General features: G+C 63.2%; 13 protein-coding genes. 8 read left to right on the top strand and 5 right to left on the bottom strand.

Annotation, left to right across the window (positions count from 1 at the left end; all coding sequences use genetic code 11):
* Positions 1-44: 44 nt before the first annotated feature.
* From lptF to C5N93_RS02910, 7 genes are all read left to right on the top strand, one after another.
* Positions 45-1,172 carry an LPS export ABC transporter permease LptF gene (gene lptF, locus C5N93_RS02940; protein WP_242558202.1) on the top strand — a complete coding sequence of 376 codons (1,128 nt, stop codon included), beginning with the start codon at positions 45-47 and terminating at the stop codon, positions 1,170-1,172.
* On the top strand, positions 1,172-2,311 hold the full coding sequence (lptG, locus tag C5N93_RS02935; protein WP_242558232.1) for an LPS export ABC transporter permease LptG: 1,140 nt from the start codon (positions 1,172-1,174) through the stop codon (positions 2,309-2,311). Before lptF ends, lptG begins: the two co-directional genes overlap by 1 nt.
* A 10-nt stretch (positions 2,312-2,321) precedes the next feature.
* Complete coding sequence (locus C5N93_RS02930) at positions 2,322-2,702, top strand: CbiX/SirB N-terminal domain-containing protein (RefSeq protein WP_242558201.1); 381 nt, start codon at positions 2,322-2,324, stop codon at positions 2,700-2,702.
* A 325-nt stretch (positions 2,703-3,027) separates the two neighbouring features.
* A complete protein-coding gene (locus tag C5N93_RS02925) occupies positions 3,028-7,557 on the top strand; it encodes a DUF6543 domain-containing protein (protein ID WP_242558200.1) in 4,530 nt (1,509 codons plus the stop codon).
* 75 nt (positions 7,558-7,632) lie between these two features.
* On the top strand, positions 7,633-12,138 hold the full coding sequence (locus tag C5N93_RS02920) for a DUF6543 domain-containing protein (RefSeq protein WP_242558199.1): 4,506 nt from the start codon (positions 7,633-7,635) through the stop codon (positions 12,136-12,138).
* A 249-nt stretch (positions 12,139-12,387) separates the two neighbouring features.
* Positions 12,388-16,800, top strand: a complete 4,413-nt coding sequence (locus C5N93_RS02915) for a DUF6543 domain-containing protein (RefSeq protein ID WP_242558198.1) — start codon at positions 12,388-12,390, stop codon at positions 16,798-16,800.
* Between the two features lie 157 nt (positions 16,801-16,957).
* Positions 16,958-17,605, top strand: coding sequence for a hypothetical protein (locus C5N93_RS02910; RefSeq protein WP_242558197.1), 648 nt, complete (start codon positions 16,958-16,960; stop codon positions 17,603-17,605).
* Between the two features lie 40 nt (positions 17,606-17,645).
* Here C5N93_RS02910 and cobA read toward each other — a convergent pair whose 3' ends face one another.
* The 5 genes from cobA to C5N93_RS02885 form a co-directional block, all read right to left on the bottom strand.
* On the bottom strand, positions 17,646-18,455 hold the full coding sequence (cobA, locus tag C5N93_RS02905; protein WP_242558196.1) for a uroporphyrinogen-III C-methyltransferase: 810 nt from the start codon (positions 18,453-18,455) through the stop codon (positions 17,646-17,648).
* 109 nt (positions 18,456-18,564) lie between these two features.
* On the bottom strand, positions 18,565-19,866 hold the full coding sequence (locus C5N93_RS02900; protein ID WP_242558195.1) for a sulfate adenylyltransferase subunit 1: 1,302 nt from the start codon (positions 19,864-19,866) through the stop codon (positions 18,565-18,567).
* 101 nt (positions 19,867-19,967) lie between these two features.
* A complete protein-coding gene (gene cysD / locus C5N93_RS02895) occupies positions 19,968-20,915 on the bottom strand; it encodes a sulfate adenylyltransferase subunit CysD (RefSeq protein WP_069340692.1) in 948 nt (315 codons plus the stop codon).
* 134 nt (positions 20,916-21,049) lie between these two features.
* A complete protein-coding gene (locus C5N93_RS02890) occupies positions 21,050-21,766 on the bottom strand; it encodes a phosphoadenylyl-sulfate reductase (RefSeq protein WP_069340748.1) in 717 nt (238 codons plus the stop codon).
* A gap of 104 nt (positions 21,767-21,870) precedes the next feature.
* On the bottom strand, positions 21,871-22,647 hold the full coding sequence (locus C5N93_RS02885) for a sulfite exporter TauE/SafE family protein (RefSeq protein ID WP_242558194.1): 777 nt from the start codon (positions 22,645-22,647) through the stop codon (positions 21,871-21,873).
* 133 nt (positions 22,648-22,780) lie between these two features.
* Here C5N93_RS02885 and C5N93_RS02880 point away from each other — a divergent pair, with 133 nt between their 5' ends.
* Entirely contained in the window at positions 22,781-23,722 is a 942-nt protein-coding gene (locus C5N93_RS02880) for a CysB family HTH-type transcriptional regulator (RefSeq protein ID WP_069340690.1), read from the top strand.
* Positions 23,723-23,744 lie beyond the last annotated feature (22 nt).

Below are 23,744 nucleotides of genomic sequence, written 5' to 3'. Positions count from 1 at the left end.
TTTCCGCGCTCGCCCAACCGCGAGAGCACCCCAACCGTCATCACATGATTTTTCAGCGTTCCCTGCAGCGCGAGCTGAACTACACCGCCGGGGCCGTCTTCATGGTGCTGATCACCGTCATGCTCACCACCATGATGATCCGCATCCTGGGCTTCGCCGCGTCGGGGAAAGCCGATCCGCGCGATGTGCTCGTGCTCATCGGCCTGGCCGTGATCGGCTACCTCGCCGTCATTCTGATCGTGACGTTGTTCGTCTCGATCCTGTTCGTCCTCACCCGTTGGTACCGCGACTCGGAAATGGTCGTGTGGTTCGCCTCGGGCCTGTCGATCACCGACTTCATCAAACCGGTCCTGCGCTTTGCCGCACCCTATCTGGCTGTCGTGACGTTCTGCGCACTGGTGGCGTGGCCATGGGCGAACCAGCAGATCTCGCTGCTCGAAGCCCGTTTCGCCCAGCGGGACGACGTTTCGATGATCTCGCCGGGCCAGTTCCGCGAGAGCGCCGCGAGCCATCGCGTGTTCTTCGTCGAGACGGTCTCCCCCGACGCCACGAAGGTCCACAACGTCTTCGTCTCCGGCACGGAAAACGGCAAGGTCAACGTCGTCGTCTCGAAAGACGGTCACATCGAGACGGCCAAGGACGGCAACCGCTACATCGTGCTGGAAAAAGGCCGCCGCTACGACGGCGTGCCCGGACAGCCCGACTACCGTGTGATGGAGTTCGAGCGCTACGGCGTGAAGATCGACAATCCGACGGCGGCCGATCCGGACAATACGCCGACCAAGGGCGTGCCGACGGCCCGCCTGTTCCGTGAAATCCAGAACCCTATCTTCCGTGGCGAAATCGTCTGGCGCATCGGCCTGCCGTTGCTGGCACTCTCGCTGGTCCTGCTGGCGGTACCGCTCGCCTATCAGAACCCGCGTCACGGTCGAACCGTCAACCTGGTCATGGCCGTGCTGATTTATCTGGCCTACACCAACCTGCTGAGCCTGTCGCAGGCATGGGTGGCGCAAGAGCGCCTGCCGCTGGCCGTCGGCGTGTGGCTGCTGCACGCGCTGGCACTGGCCATCATCGTGCTGCTTTACCTGCGCCGTGTGCGCTTCCGTGGCCTGTTCGGTCGTCGCCGCAATAATGGCGCCGGCGCGGCGCGTGCCTCGGGAGGTGCCCGATGATGCGCGTCTACGAGAAGTACTTTGCCCGTCAGATCTATCTGGCGTTCCTGTTCGTGCTGCTGGCGTTCGTCGGCCTGTTCGTCTTCTTCGATCTGGTCAGCGAACTCGGTGATGTCGGCCGGGGCGGCTACCGCTTCCAGCATGCGCTGGCTTACGTGCTGCTGTTCGCCCCGCAGCGCATGTACGAAATCATTCCGGTCGCCTCGCTGATCGCCGCCATCTACGTCTGCGCGCAGCTGGCCGGTAATTCGGAATTCACCATCTTCCGCGTTTCGGGACTGTCGACGGGGCAGGCGCTGCGCTCGCTGCTCAAGATCGGGTTCCCGGTGGTGCTCATGACCTTCGTCATCGGCGAGTACATCGCGCCGAGCGCCGAGCAACTGGCACAGAAGATCCGCCTCGAAGCCCTCGGGAGTTCGGTCTCGGCGGGCTTCCGTTCAGGTGTCTGGGTCAAGGACACCATCGATCAGGACGGTCAGCGCGTGACCCGCTTCATCAACGTCGGCACGCTCAATCCGGATAACACCATCGCCAACGTGCGCATTTACGAGTTCGACGACAAGTTGCGGCTCGACAGCGTGCGACTGGCCAAGCTCGGCCAGTTCGATGCCCCGAATTACTGGAAACTGACGGACGTGTCGGAGACGGTCTTCACCGCGACGACCGACGCCACGACCAGCAACGACCCCCTGCGCGCCCTCGTGCAGAGCAAGCAGGTGCACATCGACACGGTGCAGATGCGCTCGGAACTCACGCCGCAGATCCTGTCGGTGCTGATGGTCTCGCCCGACAACATGGCGATCGGCAGTCTGTACCGCTACATCGGCCACCTGAAGGAAAACCAGCAGAACACCGACCGCTACAACCTCGCGCTGTGGCAGAAGCTGCTGTACCCGTTCGCCGTCTTCGTGATGATGGCGCTGGCGCTGCCGTTCGCCTATCTGCATGCGCGCGCCGGGGCCATCGGCCTGAAGGTGTTCGGCGGCATCATGCTCGGCATGAGCTTCCAGTTGCTCAACAACCTGTTCTCGCATCTGGGGCTGCTCAACACCTGGCCGGCGTGGTTCACAGCGGCCTTGCCATCGCTGCTCTACCTGGTGCTCGCCATCGGGGCGTTGCGCTGGGTCGACAAGCATTGAGGTGACGACGATGCGCGGCAAATCCGGTGTCGTTCTCTTCGCCCACGGTTCGCGCGATCCGCGCTGGGCCGAGCCGTTCGAGCGCCTGCGCGACCAGTTGATCGCGCAGCGCCCCGACGCCAACGTCAGCCTGGCGTTTCTCGAACTGATGACGCCCAGTCTGGCCGATGCCGTCGACGCACTCGTCGCACAAGGCAGCGCCGACATTACCGTCGTGCCCGTCTTTCTCGGTCAGGGCGGCCACGTCCGGCGCGATCTGCCGGTGCTCGTCGACGCCTGCCGCGCCGCACACCCCGGCGTCACGCTACGCGTGAGCGCTGCCATCGGCGAGGACGCCGCCGTGATTCAGGCGCTCGCGACGTACTGCGCAGGCGAACTGGATCGCCGCTGACCACAGACGGATTCGCCCGGCGTTTCCCGTCACAGCTCCACCTCAGCTCCACCTCCGCCCCTCCTTCCCCTTCCGCTCCCCCTCCTTTCCGTCGTCGTTCTGACATTCGGTATGCCAGTGCCTTGTGTCGTCGCACCGCGTGCTCACATGCACGTACCGGGCCGCCTCCCAATCGTTCGCGTTGCACGGCGTTGACCACAATCTGCAAGTTGCGGGGGGGCTCCCCCGACAGACTTTCGCCGTACGCCCCGTGCACACGCCCACTGGCGCAGTCCGGTCACATGCGCTGTACCGCGGGCCTCTTTTCGTCAACGAAAGTTCCGATATGCCCGCCACCCTACCCAACGCACTGACGACACCCTCCTTCGCGCCGAATCGTCTCCTGGACGGCCTCGCTAACGCGACGAGCCACGACACGCGTTACGACATTGCCCGATTCAATTCTCTCTCCACACGAGCCTGCGCGATGCTCGACGAGCCGCCCGAAGCGCAGCCTGCGTTGGGGCTGATGCTTCGACTGACCGAGCAGGGTATTTCCATCGAGGACCTCGCAGCACTTGACGACGACGTCATCGAAGGGTTCATGAACGTCTTCGACGAGAATCCCCGGCTTGGCGCCTGCCTGGTCGACATGCTGCCCGCGCGACTCGCCCGGCGCTCCCCGTCGGAGAGTGTGGTTGACGTTTGCCGAAAGCTCCTGGGCGCGGCAACCCGACGTGATCTCGAACGGTCGCTGTCTCGCTCGGCGCTCCCAGTGCCGGAAGTCTGCCGGTTCGGCAGCGCCTGGAAGCGCTACTTTTGCGACTGGCGCGCATCGATCGTCGAGGCGTGGAAGGACTTTCTTCTGCTCGGCAGCGGTATTCGCGCGTCGCACGTCGAGCCGACGCTCGTCTATCCGATGGCAAAGTTTCTTGCACCGCCTGCACACGACCTGACCTTGCCGCCCCCCACGCTGAACCGCGCTCGCGGCGGGAAGACCGGCCTGATTCTCGGCTACCTGTATGCATCGGCGCTAGGCTACGGGCTTCGAACAGCATCGCCGAATTGGCTCGGCGCACCGCCCGTGCGCACCGCGCATCAGGCATTTGATGCATTTTTCACGCATCCGGAAACGCCCGCCGGCACATCGGAGATGTCGATTCTCGACCGGCTCTCACAAGCCATCGACGACACCATGCGCTTTGTGGCAAACGTTGCCATGCCAATCCCCGATTCGATGTCCGCGGCGCTGACACGACTCACGTCGCTGCCACCGTTCGTGCTTCCCACAGCGCAGGCAACAGAGCGTATCGCCCCACCGATAGCCGTTTCCCGCGGCAGGGCTGTCGCAACCGCAACGAGCCCTCCCAGTCTCAAGGTTTCGCCGCAGATGCAAAACCTCGTGGAGATCACGAGCTTCTGGCGTCATCGCGAGGTATTGCATCACGAGTTGTACTCGACGTTTTCGCCGGATCTCGAATTCTCACCGCCGCAAAGCGAAGCGGCACTGCTCAACGGTCTGCTCGCCAAAGCCGACGAATTTGCGGCACGCAAGTTGGCCGATCTGAAACTCCGGCGACACGCGCCGATGGACGGCAAGCCGCGAACGATGCGGGTCACCTACGTCACGCTGCCTGCTGCGGCACAACAGATTCGCACGGGCAAACTGAACCTGACGAATCCGGAAGAAGGCACGCTTTACGACATCTGCGAAGACACCCCCGACGGCGCGATATTCGAGGCGCCCACCCTCATGTCGTCGGCCACATTCGACGGTCTTGTCCAACGATGGATTCAGGCGTGCGAAGCGCGCGCGAACCAGACGTGGCATCCGCCCACCAAACTGCTGGAACAGGCACAGTCCCGGATGAACCGCCCGCTGTGCAACTCACTCGCGCTAAGCGAACTGATACTGACCTTCCGTGGCGGACTGCTTTCGCACGAGGCGTTCTATCTGGGCCATTCAGCGCTCACGAACGTGTCGCTCTCGAACGATACGGACACCACATTCCGGACGTATCGGCTCGAGTTCACGATACCGCTGGGAGGAACCGATCACGTACTCGCCCCGGCCGGCACCTGTGTCGTCGGCGCGCCGTCTGGTAACGGGACAACGTTGCTCTATCTGCAAGGCGACGCTGTCGCATGGCGTGCGTTCGAATCGCCACAGTCACTGCTCGACGACGTTGCCGGTAACGCACTGAATCTGAGCACCGCATTACGACAGCGATTGCCGATACGTGCTCGCGACGAGAGCCGGAAGCACGCGCCGCTGGTAAAACTGACATCTCAGCCGCAGCGCCCTCCCATCGCGCTCGCCATGCAGGCAACGCTCGACACCATAGCCGCCGATGGCGCCCTGGCGAGTGCAAACCGCGACACCCCATCGCGAATTTCACAGTACCGCGACTGGTTATCGGGGACAAGTGCCACCGGCGTCGAGCAGGGAATTCAGGCATTCCGGCAGCAATGTGCCTCAGCGCACCGAACGTTGCCGGGACATTCAAGCGCCGTTTCCCTGACAGACGTCAAGAATGTCGTCCATCTGGAATCGCTCAGACTTGCCTTGTCGAAAGCCATCCCGCAAGTCAAACCGACCGTACGGACCTTTCTCATCCATCAGTTGGAACGCACCGGCATTCGCGGCGCGAATCCAGATCAGGTCTATGTCCAGACAGACACGCGTGAGTTGTTGTCGATTGTCGATGTCGTGCTTAACGCCACTGCGCATCCGGGCACCCCGAGCCATCTGTCCATGCCGATACTGGCGAAAGGCGCCGACGGCGCATTTCGAACGTTCAGGAAGTCTAAATCGACAACGGGCAAGGTGCTGAGTGTCGATGACGTGATCGACAATACGTCTCTGGCGACACTGCAACGCAAGCTCGATAGCGAAGTCACTCAGTTCTGGAAGACCTCCCGACTCAAGGTCCGCAATGTGATCAAGTCCGAGTTCATCGCACAAGTCTGGATCGGACGGGCGAATCGGACCATGACCGTGGATCAGGTGCACATCGCATCCCGGATCGCGGGCCCGATCACGCTCGGCAGACTCGACATCACGTCACTGGGTCACCGCATCGATGCGCCCGCCGTGGATCGTGCATGGCTCAACGTCAATGGCATGGAAACATCGCTGATGGTCGTCTCGATCGCCGGTCGGGCGCCGTGTCTGCTTCTCGCGCCCTATGTCGATGGAATGAACGTCTACGGTTTCGACGATCAGGCCATGATGGCGTCCTGGCTTGGCACACAGCTCGATCGCGACACCACGCGGGCGCGCATCGCCGGCACCTTCATTGGCGCAAGCCCTGCCAACCTCACCGGGAACACGCCGCTCAAACTCGACACTTCGAGAAAACTCGAGACCCGCGCGCTCGACACGTTTGCCGCACTGACATCGACTTACGAATCGCGCCAACAACGCACACCGCACCCCACGACAGAGGGGCAAGAGGCATTGCTCTCCCTGATGGGGACATTGTCGAACATCGACCTCGCCCTCGGATTCGGCACCTGGGTCATGCCGGCGGCTCGCCCCGTCAGTCTGGCCTACTCCGTCTTCGACGCGACCATCGGCTTGCTCGGCGTGGCCGCCGGCGAGTTGATGCATAACGACGCGCTGGTCGCACAAGGGGGGCAATCCCTGTTGTCGGCAGTCGGCGCACAGGGAATCTCCAGCCTGCGATATCGCGCGTTGCTCATGATCACCGGCGATGCGCGCTACAAATACTTCCTGACGCAGGCGCCGCGCGCCGAAGATGCCCTGATTCGCGGCCTGCACATTGTCGACGGGCAATTCTATGCTGCGATCGATGCCGAAACCCGCGCCTACCTCACGTTTGACGAGTCGACCGGCTTCTTTCGCGTCGTACCGAAGGTCGGCACAGCCGATCAGGCTGCCGAGGGTCCCCTCATGCGGCTGTCTCCCTCCGGCCATTGGCACATCGCTGCGCAATCCGAGTTCGCGACACCTACGCTGGAAGAGCCGCATGTCGCATGGCGCATCGATCAGACGTTTCGCGCCCGCTTCGACATGTTGCGCGACTCGCGTGACGAGATCTTCGAGGCCGCGCGCCGCAGCATTACCGCGGTCGATACGTCCGCCAGTGCGATGTCGCCGTTATGGCAATTGCGCATGCTCCGGCTTGAATTCATCGATTTCACGGTGACCGACAGCGAAACGCTAGGCAAGCTTGCGGGACGCATCGACTATCTGCAAAACGTCGTAGACGCCGGAGAGACCGTCGCGAGCAGTTCGCTGGTCGCAGATGCCAACCGTGTGGGTGCCATCTGCAAAGTCATCACGCAGCGGCCGCGCGTGTATCTCGGTCATGTCCGCACGGGACTGCTGCGCGCGTGTGCGTTGTTTCCTTCGCGCTACCCGCTCGCCAGGATGATTGAATTGTTCAACCATCAAGCACGATTGCTGCCTCAGGAGTCGTTCTGGCTCATGTCCGATCTTCAGGAAATCGGTTGCATGACTGCGCAATACCTGAACCCACCGTCGCTGGAGTTCGGCATCCAGACGCTAAGCACGCTATTCGATGGCCCGCGCACCGGAGCGCGCGCGTTCGAAGTGAGGGCAGGTTCCCGCACCTTGATGCTCGGACGCCGCCTCCTGGCGGGAGGCGAGGCGCAATACTACTTCGTGGACCCTGCGGCGGCCATGGTCGTGCACAACGACTATCCGACGCTTCTCGAACTCGCGCGCGAACACATATACGCCATGGCGAGCGACTACGGCGTGATCGTTGAAGGCGGCACCTACGGTGTCCACGCCAGCGAACTCGATCTGACCTGGCTCAATAACGTGTATCTGATACGCGAGTACGCCGAGGCCGTGCCGATACGGGTAGCGCTGCGTTTTGTTTGATCCTCCCTCTTCGCGCCGACGCTCGGCACCCGATCAGGCCCACCCTCTGAGTCCAGAACCGACGGAGGTCTCGACATGCAGGCAAACGCAGCAGGGGCACTGGCGCCATCGACGCCGCGTGCCGGATTTGGCGAGACGTCCATCGAGACGCCCCCCCATCGCACGGATGCAGCCGGCGCACGTTTCGAGACGCTATCGACGGCGGCATGCGCGATGCTCGGCGAGTCACCGGAAGCCGGCACGGCGGTGGGTCTCATGCTACGGCTTGCCGCGCACAACGTCCCGGTCGAAGACCTCGCCGCGCTGAATGACAACCTCATCGAACGGATTGCTGACACGTTCGGCGACGATCCGTCGCGGGCGACCTACCTTCTCGACAAGCTCCCCGGCGAACTTGCCGGACGTAGGCCAGAGACGCCCGTAGCGGAAGTCTGTGAAGCACTACTCGACGAGATCGTCCAGCCCGATCCCAAACCGTTCGAAGCATGCGAGACAACGTCTCCCCCACCAACGCCCGGCTTCGGCAGTGCATGGTGGCGCTACTTTCGCGACTGGCGAACGTCGATCGTCAAGGCGTGGCAAACGTTTCTATTGCTGGGTAGCGGGGCGTGTGCCGACGATCGCGGCATCACGCTGACGAACACGTCGACGAGTCCCTCGCGCGGTTCGCACGACGTGCCCGCATTGGATTTCACCCGCAGCGGAAAGACAGGGTACTTGCTGGGATTGCTGTTCCTGTCGTCGGGATGTCATCAACAGCGCCCGGGTCAGCCGGACCGACTGCCGGGCGCATTCCCCGCATCGCGCGAGCCGATCGCCGGCGACGCCGATTTCGATGTCCCCGAGGACATCACCCCGATGCCCGCAGCGGACCAGACGATGCTCGCCCGTATCGGCCGGATACTCGCGGATTCGTCTCACCTCGCGATGTCACTCTCCATGCCTGCCGCCGGCGCGCTGCACGCGACACTTGAACGGCTCCGGTCTCTCCCGTCATGCGGCTTACCTGCCGTGAACGCCTACCTGCCTGCCAGACCGGCCCTCCTCGTCACGAACGGCACGGCAAACGCGTCGCCCTTCCCCGGCATGTCCGCCTCGCCGGAAATGCAGCATCTGATGAATGTCGCCCAGTTGTGGCGACACCGTGTCGCGGCCCACCAGGAGCTGCACGCGCGGTTCAGCCCGATGCTCACGTTCACGCCCTTGCCGACTGAGGAAACGCTGCTTTACGGCCTGCTCGGTGACGCCGACGAACTCCGCTCGTCCAATGTGACCCAACTCAGGCTCAGGCGCCACATGCCGTCTGAAAACGGCGGCCGGACCAAGCGGGTGACGTACTGGTCGCTGCCGGACGCGGCCAACCACATCCGTGCCGGCAAGCTCAACCTGACCGAAGCGGACGCCGACGTCGACTTCGATGTTTGCGTCGAGACGCCGGAAGGCGCCATCTACGAAACGCCCTCGCTCCTGTCGGCGGCGCGATTGGGTGAGATCGTCTCGCGATGGATCGTGGCGTGCCGGGAGCGAGCCGCCAGGATGTGGAACCCGTCCGGCGATCTGACGCAGCGGGCGAACGCCAGCCTGACCACTGCGGTGAGCACCGCGCTGGCGGCAGGCGATCTGTCGCTGGCCCGGAACAACGGGGTTCTCCCCAATCGGGCCCTGCATCTGGGACAAGCCGCACTGGCCAACATTTCACTCTCGGACGATCCGTCGAACCACGTCTTCACCTCCCATCGGCTGGAGTTTTCCGTACACATCGGCAATGGCACGTCGCAGGTGGCCACGCCAGCGGGCACGTGCGTGGTCAGTGCGCCATCGGCAAACGACACCACGCTGCTCTACGTTCAAGGCGACGCGCAATCGTGGCGAGCTTATGCGTCCAAACAGGCATTGCTCGACGACATCGGCAACAACGAAGCGGCGCTGCTCAACCTGCTGTGCGACCGTCTGCCGCTATCGCTGCGCCGGTGCGCCCAAACGCAGGTGCCCACGGTCACGCTGCGGCATCAACAAGTCAAGCAGCCACTGGAACTCGCAACGCAGGCCACGCTCGCCACGATCGCGGCGGACGGCCCGCTACCGCTCGCCGGCACGCACACACGCCCTCGCCTCGCGCAATATCTCGCGTGGCTTTCCGGCGCGAACTCGCCCGCTGTGGCGCTCAGTCTGCAACAGCGCCGGGCGCAGATGCGTTCCGACAAGCTTCGCACCGTCGGCAAGTTGCCCGAAGTGTCGCTGCGTGACGTCTCGGCAATCGGTCACCTCGCGGACCTGCGACACCGGGTATCGTCATCGATCCCGCGCGTGCGCCTCGTGACACAGCAACATCTCAGAGCACAGTTGAAGCGGTGCGGTGCGCATCGCATCGACCCCGACACGGTCTATGTCAAAGTCAGTTGGCTGGAAGCGAAATCGCTGACCGACGTTGTCCTCAGTCCGTCGCTCGACATGGACAAGTTCGCCGATCTGCCGCTGCTCGTGCAGGGTGCTCACGGCCTGCAAAACATGGCCGGTTCGGGCCGCGCGCCGGTCTTCAAAGATGTCTTCGACAGCACGTCTGCCGAAACCCTACGGACGAAACTCGACTGCGCCAGCCAGACGTTCTGGGACACGTCGCGCGATCACGTCCGCAACGTCATCAAATCCGAATTCATCGCGCAAGTCTGGTTACACCGCACGCATCGGCAGATGTCGGACAGTCTGGTCACCATCGCGTCGCACATCGCCGGCCCCATCGAACTGCGTCGGCTAAACGGCGAATACCTCGCACAGGTCATCGAAACGCCGGGGGTGGAGCGGGAATGGTTGCGCATTGCCGGGCGCGCTACCTCGCTGATGCTCGCATCGATCGCCGGGCAGACGCCATGCCTGTTGATCGCCCCCTACTCCGAAGGCCTGCGCGTGTATGGTTTCGACGATCGCTCGCAATTGACGACGTGGTTCGATCAGCAAATGCGCAACGATACGACGCGGGCGCGCATCGCATCGACACTCTCCGAATTCACCTTGCCCGACGCCGCGTGGCTTGCGAAGGCCAGTCTCGACGACAAGGGAGCGCGAGAGACACTCGCGCGCGATACTTTCACAGCGGTAGCATCGGCGTATGAGATGCGTCAGCAAACGCATTGGCAGCATGACGCGGGCACGGAATCCGGCACGCGTCCCGTGCTGACGATCATGGATCTGATGGCGAAATTCGATCTGGCGCTGGGCGTGGGCACCTGGCTGCTGCCGGCAGCCCGTCCGATCAGCATCGCTTACTCTGCGGCCGACATGGGGGTCGGCGTAATCAGCATGGTCGGCGGCCTCATGACCGACGATTCGGATTTGTCCAGGCAGGGGTGGCACTCCGTGCTATCCGCCATCGGTGCGCAAGGCATGAGAGCGGCGCACTTTCGGGCGCTCATGATACTGAAGGGCGACCTGCGCTACAGGTACTTCGTCGCCGACGCCCCGCGCGAAGAGGAGGCCCTGATCGAGGGCTTGCACCGCGTTGCCGGCAGGTTCTATGCGGCCATCGACTCGGACACGCGCGCCTATTTGTCATTCGATGAGATGACCGGATTTTTCCGCATGATCGACGCCGATCCGGGCGCATCGGTCAGCGACAGCGCACCGCTCCTGACGCGCTCGCCCAGCGGTCACTGGCACGTCCCGGTGCAATCCGAGTTTCACGTGTTGGCGCTGGATGAGCCACAAACGGCGTGGCGTATCGATCAGGGCTTCCGGGCTCGCCACGATCGGTTGCGTGATGCACGTCATGCCGCCTTCGAACGCGCCCGTCGCGCGGTCACGAGTTCGGGCACCTCCGGCACGCACACGCAGCTTCGCTGGCAATTGCGGTTGCGCAAGCTCGAATTTCTCGATCTGTCGGAGCAAGACCTGGAAAGACTCGGCACGCTTGCCGGGCGCATCGACGTTCTGCAAAACGTGGTGGATGCCGCCGAACCCTTCGTCATCAGTCCGCTGTCCAGCGATGCGCAGCGTCTGGGCGCGGTATATCGGGAAGTGATCCAGCGCCCGCGCGTCTACATCAGCCACGTGCATGCGGGACTGATGCGTGCGTGTGCCCTGATGTCGCCGTCACTGCGAATCGAATCGATGGTAGAGATGTTCAATCGCATCGGCCGATGGCCGCCCTCGGTCACCAGCGACTATGTCAACGATCTCAACGAGTTCGGTCAGGCCACGCTCAGCTACATCGAGTCGCCATCGATATCGCTCGGATTCCCCAGTCTGGACACACTGTTCGATGGCGCACGACAAGGCGCCCGGGCGTATGAAGTGACAGCAGGCACGCGCACGCTGTTGCTAGGTCGGCGTATGCGTGACACCGGGGCTACGGAGTATTACTTCATGGACCCGGCCGTAGCGATCATCGTGCATCCGGATTACGCGAAGCTACTGAGCATGATGCGCGCCCACCTCAATGCCATGGCGAGCGTATACGACCTGATCAGTCGGGGCTCGGTGCTCGCCATCGAGACGAAAGAAATCGACTTGTCCAGGCTCGCCGATGTGATGCTGTACCGCGACTATACGGAGCCGGTGCTGGCGCGCGTTGCCCTGCACATTTGACGGCGATCTCGCCTGGCGGCCCGCATTCCGTCGCCCCCGACGATTTGAACACTATCTGCAAGCTGCTGCATGAGTGCGCCGACAGACTGGTGTCGAACGACCGGCGCGCCATGCTTCACGTCACACGTCGGCCCCCATGTCATTGCACGGCAGTTCCTCTCCGATGGGAGCTCAGGCATGTTTCCAAACGCAACCCGTGTGTCTCCTGCGGCAGGCCCCTTGGCCCCCCGGCCGGTCGACTCCGAACGCATGGTGCACACCAGCCCACTCGCCGGGATCACCCGCTTCGACCGGCTGGCCTCGGGGGCGAATGCCATCGTCAACGGGCCCCCGGAAGCCCAACCCGCTCTCGGCCTGATGCTCCGCCTCGCGGAAGTCAACGTGCCGCAGCACGATCTGGCGGCATTGAACGATACGCTCATCGGCGAGTTTGCCGACGTGTTCGACGAGGCGCCGCAACTCGCCATCCATCTCGTGAACATGCTGCCCGAAGCGCTCGCTCGACGGACACAGCGGGAAACGGTCGAAGACGTCTGTCGTCGCCTCCTCAGCCGACGTTCACTGCGCGATCTGGCGCGCTCACTGACTCGCGAGCACGTGCCGAGCGCAGAGTCCGCCCGTTTCGGCAGCGCCTGGCATCGCTACTTTTGCGAGTGGCGCGAATGGATCACGGGGGCATGGCAAGACTTCCTGCTGCTGGGGAGCAAGACGCCTGTGCACGATCCCCGATTCACGCTCGCGCTCCCACATGAAGTCGAACCAACGCAGGTCGCTCTCCTGCCGCGCCTCAAGCGTTCAGGGAAAACCGGCTGTGCGCTCGGGCTGCTCTACGCCACATCGCTGCCGCAGTACCGGCCCGATAGCGGGCAGACGCCGTATTACGCGCCGCCCTCCGCCTTCGATGGCATACCCGACCTGTCATCGCCGAACATCTCGCCAAACATTTCCGAGACCGCCCTTCTCGACCGGCTCGCACAGACGTTTGCCGATGCTTCCCGTTATGTGGCCGACGCTGCGGCCCCGATGTCCGCACAGGTGGACGCCGCATTGGCAGCCATCTCATCGTTCGCGCCGCTCGCGCTGCCGGGGGTCGATGGGGCGACCACGCTCCCACCCGTGATCATCAAACGCACGGGCATCGGCGCGTCGCCCGCGACGACCGAGATGCGCGCCTCGCCGGCACTGCAAAGCCTTTTCGACATTGCGCACCTGTGGCGGCACCGTGGCGCCACGCACACGGAACTTCATGTGGCGTTTTCGCCATTACTGAAGTTCACTGCGCCGCCCTCGGAGCGCACGCTGCTCGACGGACTGCTATCGAACGCGACTGAATTTTCCGGTGTCAACCGAACCAAGCTGCGACTCAGGCAGCATGCGCCGGCCAGGAATGGAGGGCGTCTGCAGCGAGTCACCTACTGGTCGTTGCATGACGCGGCCGAACTCATTCGCTCGGGCCAGTTGAACATCACCGCCCCGGATGACGGCGTGAGCTTCGATGTCAGTCGCATGACGCTTGCCGGCGCCGTATATGAAGCGCCTACCGTCATGACCTCGGCGCGATTCGATGACATTGTCGGCCGATGGCGCACGGCGTGCGACGACAGATCAGCGAAAACGTGGGAGTCGCCGCCCGACCTGGCGACGAAGGCAAATTCAAGCCTCACGCAGGCCATCGGTACCGCGTTCGCGCTCGACGAACTCTCGCTCGGGTACACGCATGCGCTGATCGGCAATCGGCCGTTCTATCTGGGACAGAGCGCACTGACCAATCTGTCGCTGTCAAACGATGCGTCAGGCATCTTGTTTGCCACCCATCGCCTCGAATTTACGATCCGTCAGGAGGAGAAAGACCACGTCGTCGCCCCGGCCGGGAGCTGTGTCGTCACAGAGCCGGCGGGCAATGGCACGACGTTGCTCTATCTGCAGGGAGATGCTGCGGCGTGGCGCGCGTTCGCGTCGCCGCAGGCGCTGTTCCGCGACATCGAAAGCAACGCGCTGGGGTTGCGCAACACACTGTGCGAACGGCTCCCCCGCGCCCTTCAGACAGAGGCGCTGAACGGTGTCCCCGTCACGAAACTGCACAGACAGACAGCGCAGGGGCTTATCGCGATGGCGATGCAGGCCACCCTGGATACCGTCAAGGCTGATGGTTCACTACATGCGAGTCACCACGATACCGGGCCGCGCATCGCGCAGTACCTGACATGGTTCGCGGGCGTGAACTCGGAGACCGTGGAACAGGGCCTGCAAACGCTCCGGGAGCGGAGTCAGTCGGCGGGACTGTCGTTGCCCGGCCAGCCGGCCGGCATCACCTTGCGCGACGTCAGAAGCGTGGCCCATGTGGAAACGCTGCGATACGACATTTCGACGGCTGTTCCCCAGATCAGACAACTCGTGCGGCGCCACCTCGGCAACCGGTTGACGACCCTTGGCGTAACTCCAGCCAACGGCGACCTGATCTATGTCCGTATCGCAGGGCGCAATGTGCAATCGCTGACCGAGGCCGTGATGCTCGGCACGATTCCGTCGCAGGACACGAAGCAGCTCACGCTGCTTCTCCCGGAAGTGGGCAACCAATACACGTCTGTGTACCGCATGAACAAACCGGTCCAACATCCGCTGACGGTTGAAGACGTCCTGGATGAGGCCACGATGAACGAGTTGAGGCAAAACATTGAACGCGCCGACACGCAGTTCTGGGAAACGTCGCGCGGCAAAGTCCGCAAAGTACTCAAATCCGAGTTCATTGCACAGGTATGGATGGCCCGGAGCCGGCAACGCATGCCAGTGGATCAAGTGCACATCGCGGCACGGATTGCCGGACCGATCGAAATCGGTCGACTTGGCGGCGACGACCTCGAAAACGAGATCAAGACCCCCGACGTCGAGCGGGAGTGGCTCTGGGTGAGCCAATGGAAATCCCGGCTGATGCGCGTCTCGATTACGGGTCGCTCCCCCTGTCTGGTGATCGCGCCCTATGCCGATGGCATGCGAATCTACGGTTTCGACGATCGCGACCGGATGTCCAGGTGGTTCACCGAACAAATTCGCAGCGACGCGACCCGCGAGCGCATCGTCAGCCTGTTCGACCGCGCGCCCAACAATGCCACCTGGTACAACGCGCCGAACATCGACATGCGAGGCGTACGCGACACCGCCTCCATCGACACCTTCACCGCCATCGCATCAGCCTATGAGTCGCGACACAATCACACCGCGCCACCGACCAGAAAATCCGAGTACCGCCCGGTGCTTGAGCTCATGGACAAGTTCTCGAAAGTCGATCTGGCTCTGGGACTCGGCAGTTGGGCACTTCCGTTCGCACGCCCCATCAGTCTGGCCTACTCGATCACCGATGCCACCATCGGCACCATCGGTATGGGCATCGGATTGGCGACCCACGACAGCGCAATGTTCAAACAGGGATGGGAGAATTCCTTATCCGCGATCGGGGCGCAAGGCATCGCAGCCTCACGTTTCAAGGTGATGTTGTTTCTGCGCGGAGACGCCCGCTACAAGTATTTCGTATCGAAGGCCCCATGCGCAGAAGACGCACTGATCCTGGGCCTGCACCGCGTGGACGGCAGGTTCTACGCCGCCATCGACTCAGACACGCGCGCCTACCTCTCGCTCGATAGCAAGACCGGCTTCTTCCGCATGGCGCCGGAATCCGCCTCGGAAGCGATCAAGGAAGACGCCCCGCTCCTGCGCCGTTCGCAATCGGGAAGCTGGCATGTCGTGACCCAGGCGGATTTTGCGGCGCCCGAGCTGGAAGATCCGGACACCGCCTGGCGCATCGATCAGGGCTTTCGCGCCCGCTTCGACGAATTGCGCGATATGCGCGATCCGGTCTTCGAGAGCGCGCGGCGCGCCGTGACAAATGCAGACACTGCGGGCAACGCCATCCCGCCGCAATGGCAACTGCGTCTGCTGAAACTCGACTTCATCGACCTTTCGGTAACGGACGCCGAAACCCTCGGCAAGCTCGCCGGGCGCATCGACTATCTGCAAGACGTACTGGATGCCGCCGAGACGTTCGTGCTCAGTCCGCTATCCGACGAGGCAACACGGCTGGGGGCGCTCTACAAACCGATCACACAGCGCGCACGGGTTTATCTCGGGCATGTCCGTAACGGACTGTTGCGGGCGTGCCCGCTCCTGAGCGAGAACTTCCCGGTAGAAACGGCGGTGACCGTCTTCAACCGCGCGGCAGCACTGCCGCCATCCGCCACGGAACGACTCATGCAGGATCTCAGCGAACTGGGCCGTATCAAGCTTAAATATTTGCCGCAGCGATCCCTGTCTCTGGGCATCGAGACACTCGACACACTCTTCAACGGCGCACAGGACACCGAGCGTGCGTTCGAAATTTCGGCCGGAACCCGCACGCTCCTGATGGGGCGGCACATTCGCACTGGCGCCGCTGCGCAGTACTACTTTCTCGATCCCGCGCTAGGCCTCGTTTCGCACCCGGACAGCCGAACGATCATCAACGTGGTGCGCACGCATCTGAATGCCATGGCGGGTCCATACGAACTGGTCAGGGAAGGCGGAGCTTATGCCATCGGGACGAAGGAAATCGATCTGACCTTTCTGGCAAACGTGCACCTGTTTCGTGACTTCAACGATGTGGCGCCGGTACGCGTCGCCCTCCGACTTTGACTTTCCCATTGACGCAGCGCAACACTTCACAGGAGTTCTCGTTATGCAAATCGTTCAGACCCTCTTGCCATGGAACGCTCCGAGCTTCCATGCCGCCCCTGCAACGACATTGACGCCCGTACCAGCAAACGCGGCGAGGCCAGATGTCAGCGACCTCGTGACGGATTTCACTGCCCTCAAGCAGATTCCCCAGGAGGCGTCTGCGTTATCGAAGCCTGAAGACAGCGACAACGGCTTTGCGTTTCCCGACTGGGTCACCGGCCTGACGGATATCTACGAGCGGAATTTCTTCATGTTTCACTGCGCCCTCACCGACCTGAAGCACGGCCCGGACCGCACGGCTTTGCACGAACAGGAAACGTTGTCGCGCATCATGAAGCACCTCGATGCGTTGTCTTCACAGGCCGGGGTCACAGCAGCGCTGCGAAGCCTGATCGATGCGGTGAATCAGCGCGGACGTGGCGTGTCCGTCGAGGACGTCGTCGACAGGCTGATGACGCGAAAGGGCGCGCGCGACGTGCAGCGATCAATGGATCGAGCCAGGGCACTCGTGGCGTCTGTGGATGCAAAGGGCGAGTTCTCGATTGCCGAGCTCATCGAAGAGGTCGGTCTCTCGATGGGACTTGCGAGACTGATCGTCATGCAGGGACATCCCGTGACGAAAGGGCTCGCGATCGTTGCACTGGCGATTCAAAGCTTCCGATGGGCCGGCGTGCACGATCCGCACCGACACCTGCGCGAAATGCACGGTATCGAACACCCGAACCGTGGCATTGCCGCCGTTCGTATGCCGAACGTCGGTTGAGTTGTGCTTTGGGTGTGCTTTGGGTGTGCTTTAGGCCCGCTTACGCGGCCGCCGACACCGGCGGTTGCGTGTCGGCGTGCGCCTGAAGTTCGGGTTGCGCCAGCACGTCGGCAAACGCCTCGCCGACCAATATCACGCTGGGTTGCGAACTGTCGAACCACGAGACGGCAACGCCGTCGCGCACGTCGGCGAGCGTCATGCCGATGCGACGCTCGCGTGATGTCGTCACCGACTCGACGATCGCCACGGGGGTGCCCGGCGACTTGCCCGCCTCGATCAGTTCCGAGGCGATGCGCGCGGCGGCATCGCGGCCCATGTAGTAGACGAGCGAATCCGCCGACGCGTCCTGCGCGATCTCCGGCGAGCCGGGCGCCCGGCTTTGCGTGACGAATGCCACGCTGCGCGACACACCGCGCAAGGTCAGCGAACGTCCAAGCGAAGCGGCACTGGCGAGCGCCGCCGTGATGCCCGGCACGACCTCGACCTCGATCCCTGCGGCTTCCAGCGCGCGCAGTTCTTCGTCTGCCCGGCCGAACAGCATGGGATCGCCGCCTTTCAGGCGCACTACCAGCCCATGTGTACGGGCGTGATCGATCAGTTGCTTATTGATGAATTGCTGCGCGCTGGAGAGTTTGCCGCAGCGTTTGCCCACGGCGACGAGCTTCGCCTGCGGGCACAGCGAGAGCATTTCCGGTTCGACGAGCGCGTCGTGAAGCACCACGTCCGCCTGTGCCAGCAGACGTGCGCCGCGCACCGTGATCAGGTCGGCGGCGCCCGGACCGGCGCCCACCAGATAGACCTTGCCCGGTCGTTGAACCGGTTGCGATTGGGGTGCGTGCGTCGTCGTCATGATGCTGCCGTCGTTTCGTGGGTCCGTCGATTTTCTTTGCCGACACCGGCGCGCTCATGCGCACCGTGTGCCGTGCCAATGCGAGACAAGGTTGGCTAAGCGACCGGCGTTAGGCCGCCAGCGCACGAATCATACCGGCGGCCACCGTGTGATGGGTCGCTTCGTCGATCAGCACGAAGGCGCCCGTGGCCGGGTTGGCATCGTATGTGTCGGCCGCCACCGGCTTTTGCAGGCTCAATTGCACGCGTCCGATATCGTTCATGGCGAGCGTCGCCTTGTCCGTGCCGTGCGAGAGCGTGCTGACGTCCAGCACCGTGTCCACGCTGCCGATCTTCACGTATACCGTGCTGGTCGCTTGCTTGAGCAGGTACTTGCGTTGCGGCGCGAGCGCGTCTTCGTCGAACCAGCAGACGTCGGCCGAGAGCTTGCGCGATGGCTCCAGCGCGGAGTCTTCACCCACGAAGGTATCGCCGCGCGACACGTCCACGTCTTCCGTCAGACGAATCGTCACGCATTGCCCGGCGAACGCTTCTTCGATCTGACCACGCGGGCCGACAATTTCCGCGACGGTGGCCGTGCGGCCCGCGGGCAGCACGCGCAACGATTGCCCCACGCGCACCGAACCCGATTCCACGCGGCCCATGTAGCCACGGAAGTCGTCGGCGTGCGAGCCGTCCTGACGCGCGACCAGTTGCACCGGGAAGCGCAGCTCACCGCCGGTCTGCGCGACCGGCAGCGATTCGAGCACGTCGAGCAGCGGCTCGTCCTGATACCACGGCATGCGCTCGCTCGCGTACACGATGTTGTCGCCCTTGAGTGCCGAGACCGGCACGAAGCGCACGTCCTGCAAACCGAGGCGCTGCGCCAGTTCGAGGTACGCCGCGCGAATGTTGTCGAACGCCGTCTCGCTGTAGTCGATCAGGTCCATCTTGTTGATGGCCACGATCACGTGCTGCAAACCCAGCAGCTTCACGATCGCGCTGTGACGCTTGGTCTGCGCGAGCAGCTCGGTGCGCCCGTCGACTTCGGTCACACGCGTGGCATCGACCAGAATGATGGCGGCGTGCGCCGTCGATGCGCCCGTGACCATGTTGCGCGTGTACTGCTCGTGGCCCGGCGTGTCGGCGATGATGAACTTGCGGCGCGCCGTCGTGAAATAGCGGTAGGCGACGTCGATGGTAATGCCCTGCTCGCGCTCGGCTTCGAGGCCGTCGGTCAGCAGCGAGAAGTCGATGTCTTCGCCGGCGGTGCGCTTGTGCTTGGCGCGTGCGAGCGCGGAGAGCTGGTCGGTCAGCACCGACTTGCTGTCGTACAGCAGACGGCCGATCAGCGTGCTCTTGCCGTCGTCGACGCTGCCTGCCGTGATGAAACGCAGCACGCCGAGGTCTTCCTGATGCGGGGTGAGGCTCATGATCTTTTCAACTCGATTGCTTGGCCCCGGAGCGATGCGGTGTGTCGCGCTGCGGGCCGGTGTGTCTGAACGTGGATCTGATCGCGGTGCGTGCCGGCGAATCAGAAATACCCTTGCTTCTTGCGCTGCTCCATCGCCGCTTCGGACGTCTGATCGTCCATGCGGGTGGCGCCGCGCTCGGTGATATCCGTCACGGCCGTCTCGGCGATGATCTCCACCGGGCTCGCGGCAACGCTGGCCACCGGGCACGTGCAGCTGATGTCGCCCACGGTACGGAAGCGCACCTGCGCCAGTTCGCTCGTCTCGCCATCCTGCTTCGGCGTGAGCGGCGTGACCGGCACGAGCAGCCCGTTGCGACGCACGATCTCACGCTCGTGCGAGTAATAGATCGACGGCAGATCGAGGTTCTCGCGCGCGATGTACTGCCACACGTCCAGCTCGGTCCAGTTCGAAATCGGGAACACGCGCAGGTGCTCGCCCTTATGCAGACGGGCGTTGAACAGGTGCCACAGTTCCGGGCGCTGCGCCTTCGGGTCCCACTGACCGAATTCGTCGCGGAACGAGAAGATGCGCTCCTTGGCACGTGCCTTTTCTTCGTCGCGACGGGCGCCGCCGATCATGGCGTCGTACCCGTATTCGTCAATGGTTTCCAGCAGCGTGACGGCCTGCGCGGCGTTGCGCGAATCGTTCTCGCGACGCAGACGCACCGTGCCGCGCGCGATCGAGTCTTCGACGTGGCCGACGACCAGCTCGGCGCCCAGCGCCTCGGCGTGACGATCACGGAACTCGATCACTTCCGGATAGTTGTGGCCCGTGTCGATGTGCACGAGCGGGAACGGCAGTTGGGTCTTGCGGCCCGGACCGAGACCGAACGCCTTGAGCGCCAGGTGCAGCACCACGACCGAATCCTTGCCGCCCGAGAAAAGCAACGCAGGCTTACGGCACTCCGCCACGACCTCGCGCAGGATGTACATCGATTCGGCTTCGAGCCAGTCCAGATGATCCATTCGCGAGCCATTGGCCTGCGCAACTTCGTGCATCGCACCCATAGTGTTCCCTTCCTTAACGATTCCGAGTGATTCCGAGTGATTCCGAATTTTTCGAGAGTCTTGTTGCCCGATGTGCGTCAGTGTCGTCTGTCCGTCACATCGTCTTCTATCTTGTTACCCGGCATTCCGGCCGATCAGTTCGACTGCACCGACACCGGGATCTTGCTCAGGTTGCTCGCGTGCAGCCCGCACTCCTTGCTGTCACGCGACTCCCACCACCAGCGCCCTGCCCGGCTGTCTTCGCCGGGGCGAATCGCGCGGGTGCACGGCTCGCAGCCGATGCTCGGATAGCCGCGTGCGTGCAGCGGGTTGACCGGCACGTCGCGCGCGGTCAGGTAAGCCCACACTTGCGCTTCGGTCCAGTCGAACAGCGGGTTGTACTTGGCAATGCCACGGGCGTCGTCCTGTTCCGCGAAGGCCAGTTCGCCTCGGGTGACCGATTGCTCGCGACGCTGGCCGGTGAGCCATGCGTCGGCGTCTGCGAGGGCACGACCCAGCGGCTCGACCTTGCGGATCTGGCAGCACGCCTTGCGCAGATCGACGCTCTCGTAGAACGCGTTCGCACCATGTTCGGTGACGTACTGCTCGACGGCGTCGGCATGCGGCGCGTATTGCACGACGTCATAGCCATAGCGCGCCTTGATCTTGTCGATCATGCCGACCGTCTCCTCGTGCAGACGGCCGGTGTTCAGCGTGAAGACGGTGATCGGCAGTTGCTGACGCAGGATGACGTGCGTGATGAGCATGTCTTCGGCCGCGAGGCTGCTCGCGAACTTCACATTGCGGTGCGAACCAGCGATGCGGGCGAGTCGCTCAGCCAGCACGGCTTCCATTTCGTCGAGCAACGCCATGTCCTGATGCTCGGCATCGGCCACGCCCGACGGTACGGCTGCCGGGGTGGGTTCCCAGCGGGATTCGTTTCGCATGTCGCGAACTCCTTGTTTTATGTGGGGTGTCAGCCGACCAGCTTGACTGCCGCGAGCGTGAGCGTCGCCGCCAGCGCCGCGCGTACGATGCGCTCGGGCAGATGACGGGTAAGCTTCGCGCCCAGCCAGATCCCCGGCAGGGAGCCGATCAGCAGACTGCCGAGCAGTGCCCAGTGCACCGTCTCGAGCCAGATATGACCCAACGCGGCAATGGCCGTGAGCGGCACCGCGTAGGCGATATCGGTACCGGCGACTTCGGCCGGTTCCAACTGCGGATACAACATCAGGATCAGCGTCGCGCCCACGGCGCCTGCGCCAATCGAGGAAATCGTGACCAGCACGCCGATGACCGCGCCGACGATCACTGTCGCCACGGCCTGCGAGCGCCCCGTCAATTGCCAGTTCGGATGCGCGCGCAGCGCCGCGAGCAGCTTGGCGCGGAAGAGCAGCGAGAGCACCGTGAGCAGCACCGACGCCGCAATCGTCAGCTTGATGACGTGCAGCGCCGCCTCGTCGATACCGCCCAGACGCTTCAGGAACAGGATGGTGACCAGCGCCGCCGGCAGTGCGCCAAGCGTGAGCCGACGCACGATGTGCCATTTCACGTGGCCGTGCGAGCGGTGCGCGACCGTCCCGAAACTCTTGGTGATCGCGGCAAACGCCAGGTCCGTTCCCACGGCGACAGGCGCGGCGTAGCCCAGCAGGAGCGTGAGCAGGGGCGTCATCAGTGAGCCGCCGCCTACACCGGTCAGGCCGACCAGCAGGCCGACGCCAAATCCGGAAAGGGGTTCGAGCCACAGCGACATGAATGACGTTCCTGGTAGGTCCTAAATGCCTGAAAGGAATAACGTTATCGAAACAGTGGCACCCACTGTAATGAAAAGGCTATATACTTCAAACGAATTAAAAATTGTTTGTATATTTTCTAAAGTTATACAAATGAACCTGCACCAGTTTCGTTTCGTGCGCGAGGCCGTCCGCCAGAACTTCAACCTGACGGAAGCCGCAAAAGCGCTCTTCACCTCCCAACCGGGCGTTTCCAAGGCCATCATCGAGCTTGAAGAAGAGCTCGGCGTGGACATCTTTGCCCGTCATGGGAAGCGCATCCGTAACCTGACGGAACCCGGGCGCATCATCTTCGAGTCCGTCGAGCGGATTCTGATGGAGGTGGAAAGCCTCAAGCGGATCGGCAAGGACTACGCGGCACAGGATCAGGGCAGCCTGACCATTGCCACCACGCACACGCAGGCGCGCTACTCGCTGCCGCACGCCGTGGCCGAGTTCAAGAAGCGCTATCCGAAGGTGCGTCTGTCGATTCTGCAAGGCAGCCCGACGCAGATCGCCGAGATGGTGCTGCATGATCAGGCCGATCTGGCGATCGCCACCGAAGCCATCGCCGGCTATAAGGATCTGGTGTCGCTGCCCTGCTATCAGTGGCAGCACGTGGCGGTGGTGCCGCCCGATCACCCGCTGCTGCAATTGCCGTCGGTGGGCATCGAGGATCTGGCCAAGTACCCGCTGATTACTTATGACCCGCAGTTCGCCGGACGCGCCAAGATCGATCAGGCGTTCTCGCTGCGTCATATGCAGCCGGACATCGTGCTCGAAGCCATCGACGCGGACGTCATCAAGACTTATGTCGAGCTGGGACTGGGCGTGGGGATTCTGGCGGGGGTGGCATTCGACCCGGAGCGCGACCGCAATCTCCGGGCCATTCAGGTCGGTCACCTCTTCGGCACCAACGTGACGCGCGTCGCGCTCAAGCAAGGCGCCTATCTGCGCGGCTATGTCTTCACGATGGTTGAACTGCTTTCACCCATCCTTACCCGCAAGCTGGTAGAACAGGCGTTGCGCGGCGAGCACGAGAGCTACGAGCTTTGATGTATTCCTGATGCCGCCAGCG

Source organism: Pandoraea sp. LA3 (assembly GCF_022696215.1).
GTDB classification, from domain to species: Bacteria; Pseudomonadota; Gammaproteobacteria; order Burkholderiales; family Burkholderiaceae; genus Pandoraea; species Pandoraea capi.
The sequence above is the reverse complement of the archived record's forward strand: the minus strand, read 5'-3'. Positions and strand labels throughout refer to the sequence as shown.

Excerpts from the sequence above, each read along its gene's own strand:
- C5N93_RS02915 (WP_242558198.1), top strand. The coding sequence starts at position 12,388 with ATGGTGCACACCAGCCCACTCGCCGGGATCACCCGCTTCGACCGGCTG.
- C5N93_RS02890 (WP_069340748.1), bottom strand. The coding sequence starts at position 21,766 with ATGGCGTTGCTCGACGAAATGGAAGCCGTGCTGGCTGAGCGACTCGCC.
- C5N93_RS02880 (WP_069340690.1), top strand. The coding sequence starts at position 22,781 with ATGAACCTGCACCAGTTTCGTTTCGTGCGCGAGGCCGTCCGCCAGAAC.
- cysD (WP_069340692.1), bottom strand. The coding sequence starts at position 20,915 with ATGGGTGCGATGCACGAAGTTGCGCAGGCCAATGGCTCGCGAATGGAT.
- lptF (WP_242558202.1), top strand. The coding sequence starts at position 45 with ATGATTTTTCAGCGTTCCCTGCAGCGCGAGCTGAACTACACCGCCGGG.
- C5N93_RS02920 (WP_242558199.1), top strand. The coding sequence starts at position 7,633 with ATGCAGGCAAACGCAGCAGGGGCACTGGCGCCATCGACGCCGCGTGCC.
- lptG (WP_242558232.1), top strand. The coding sequence starts at position 1,172 with ATGCGCGTCTACGAGAAGTACTTTGCCCGTCAGATCTATCTGGCGTTC.
- C5N93_RS02930 (WP_242558201.1), top strand. The coding sequence starts at position 2,322 with ATGCGCGGCAAATCCGGTGTCGTTCTCTTCGCCCACGGTTCGCGCGAT.
- cobA (WP_242558196.1), bottom strand. The coding sequence starts at position 18,455 with ATGACGACGACGCACGCACCCCAATCGCAACCGGTTCAACGACCGGGC.
- C5N93_RS02885 (WP_242558194.1), bottom strand. The coding sequence starts at position 22,647 with ATGTCGCTGTGGCTCGAACCCCTTTCCGGATTTGGCGTCGGCCTGCTG.
- C5N93_RS02900 (WP_242558195.1), bottom strand. The coding sequence starts at position 19,866 with ATGAGCCTCACCCCGCATCAGGAAGACCTCGGCGTGCTGCGTTTCATC.
- C5N93_RS02925 (WP_242558200.1), top strand. The coding sequence starts at position 3,028 with ATGCCCGCCACCCTACCCAACGCACTGACGACACCCTCCTTCGCGCCG.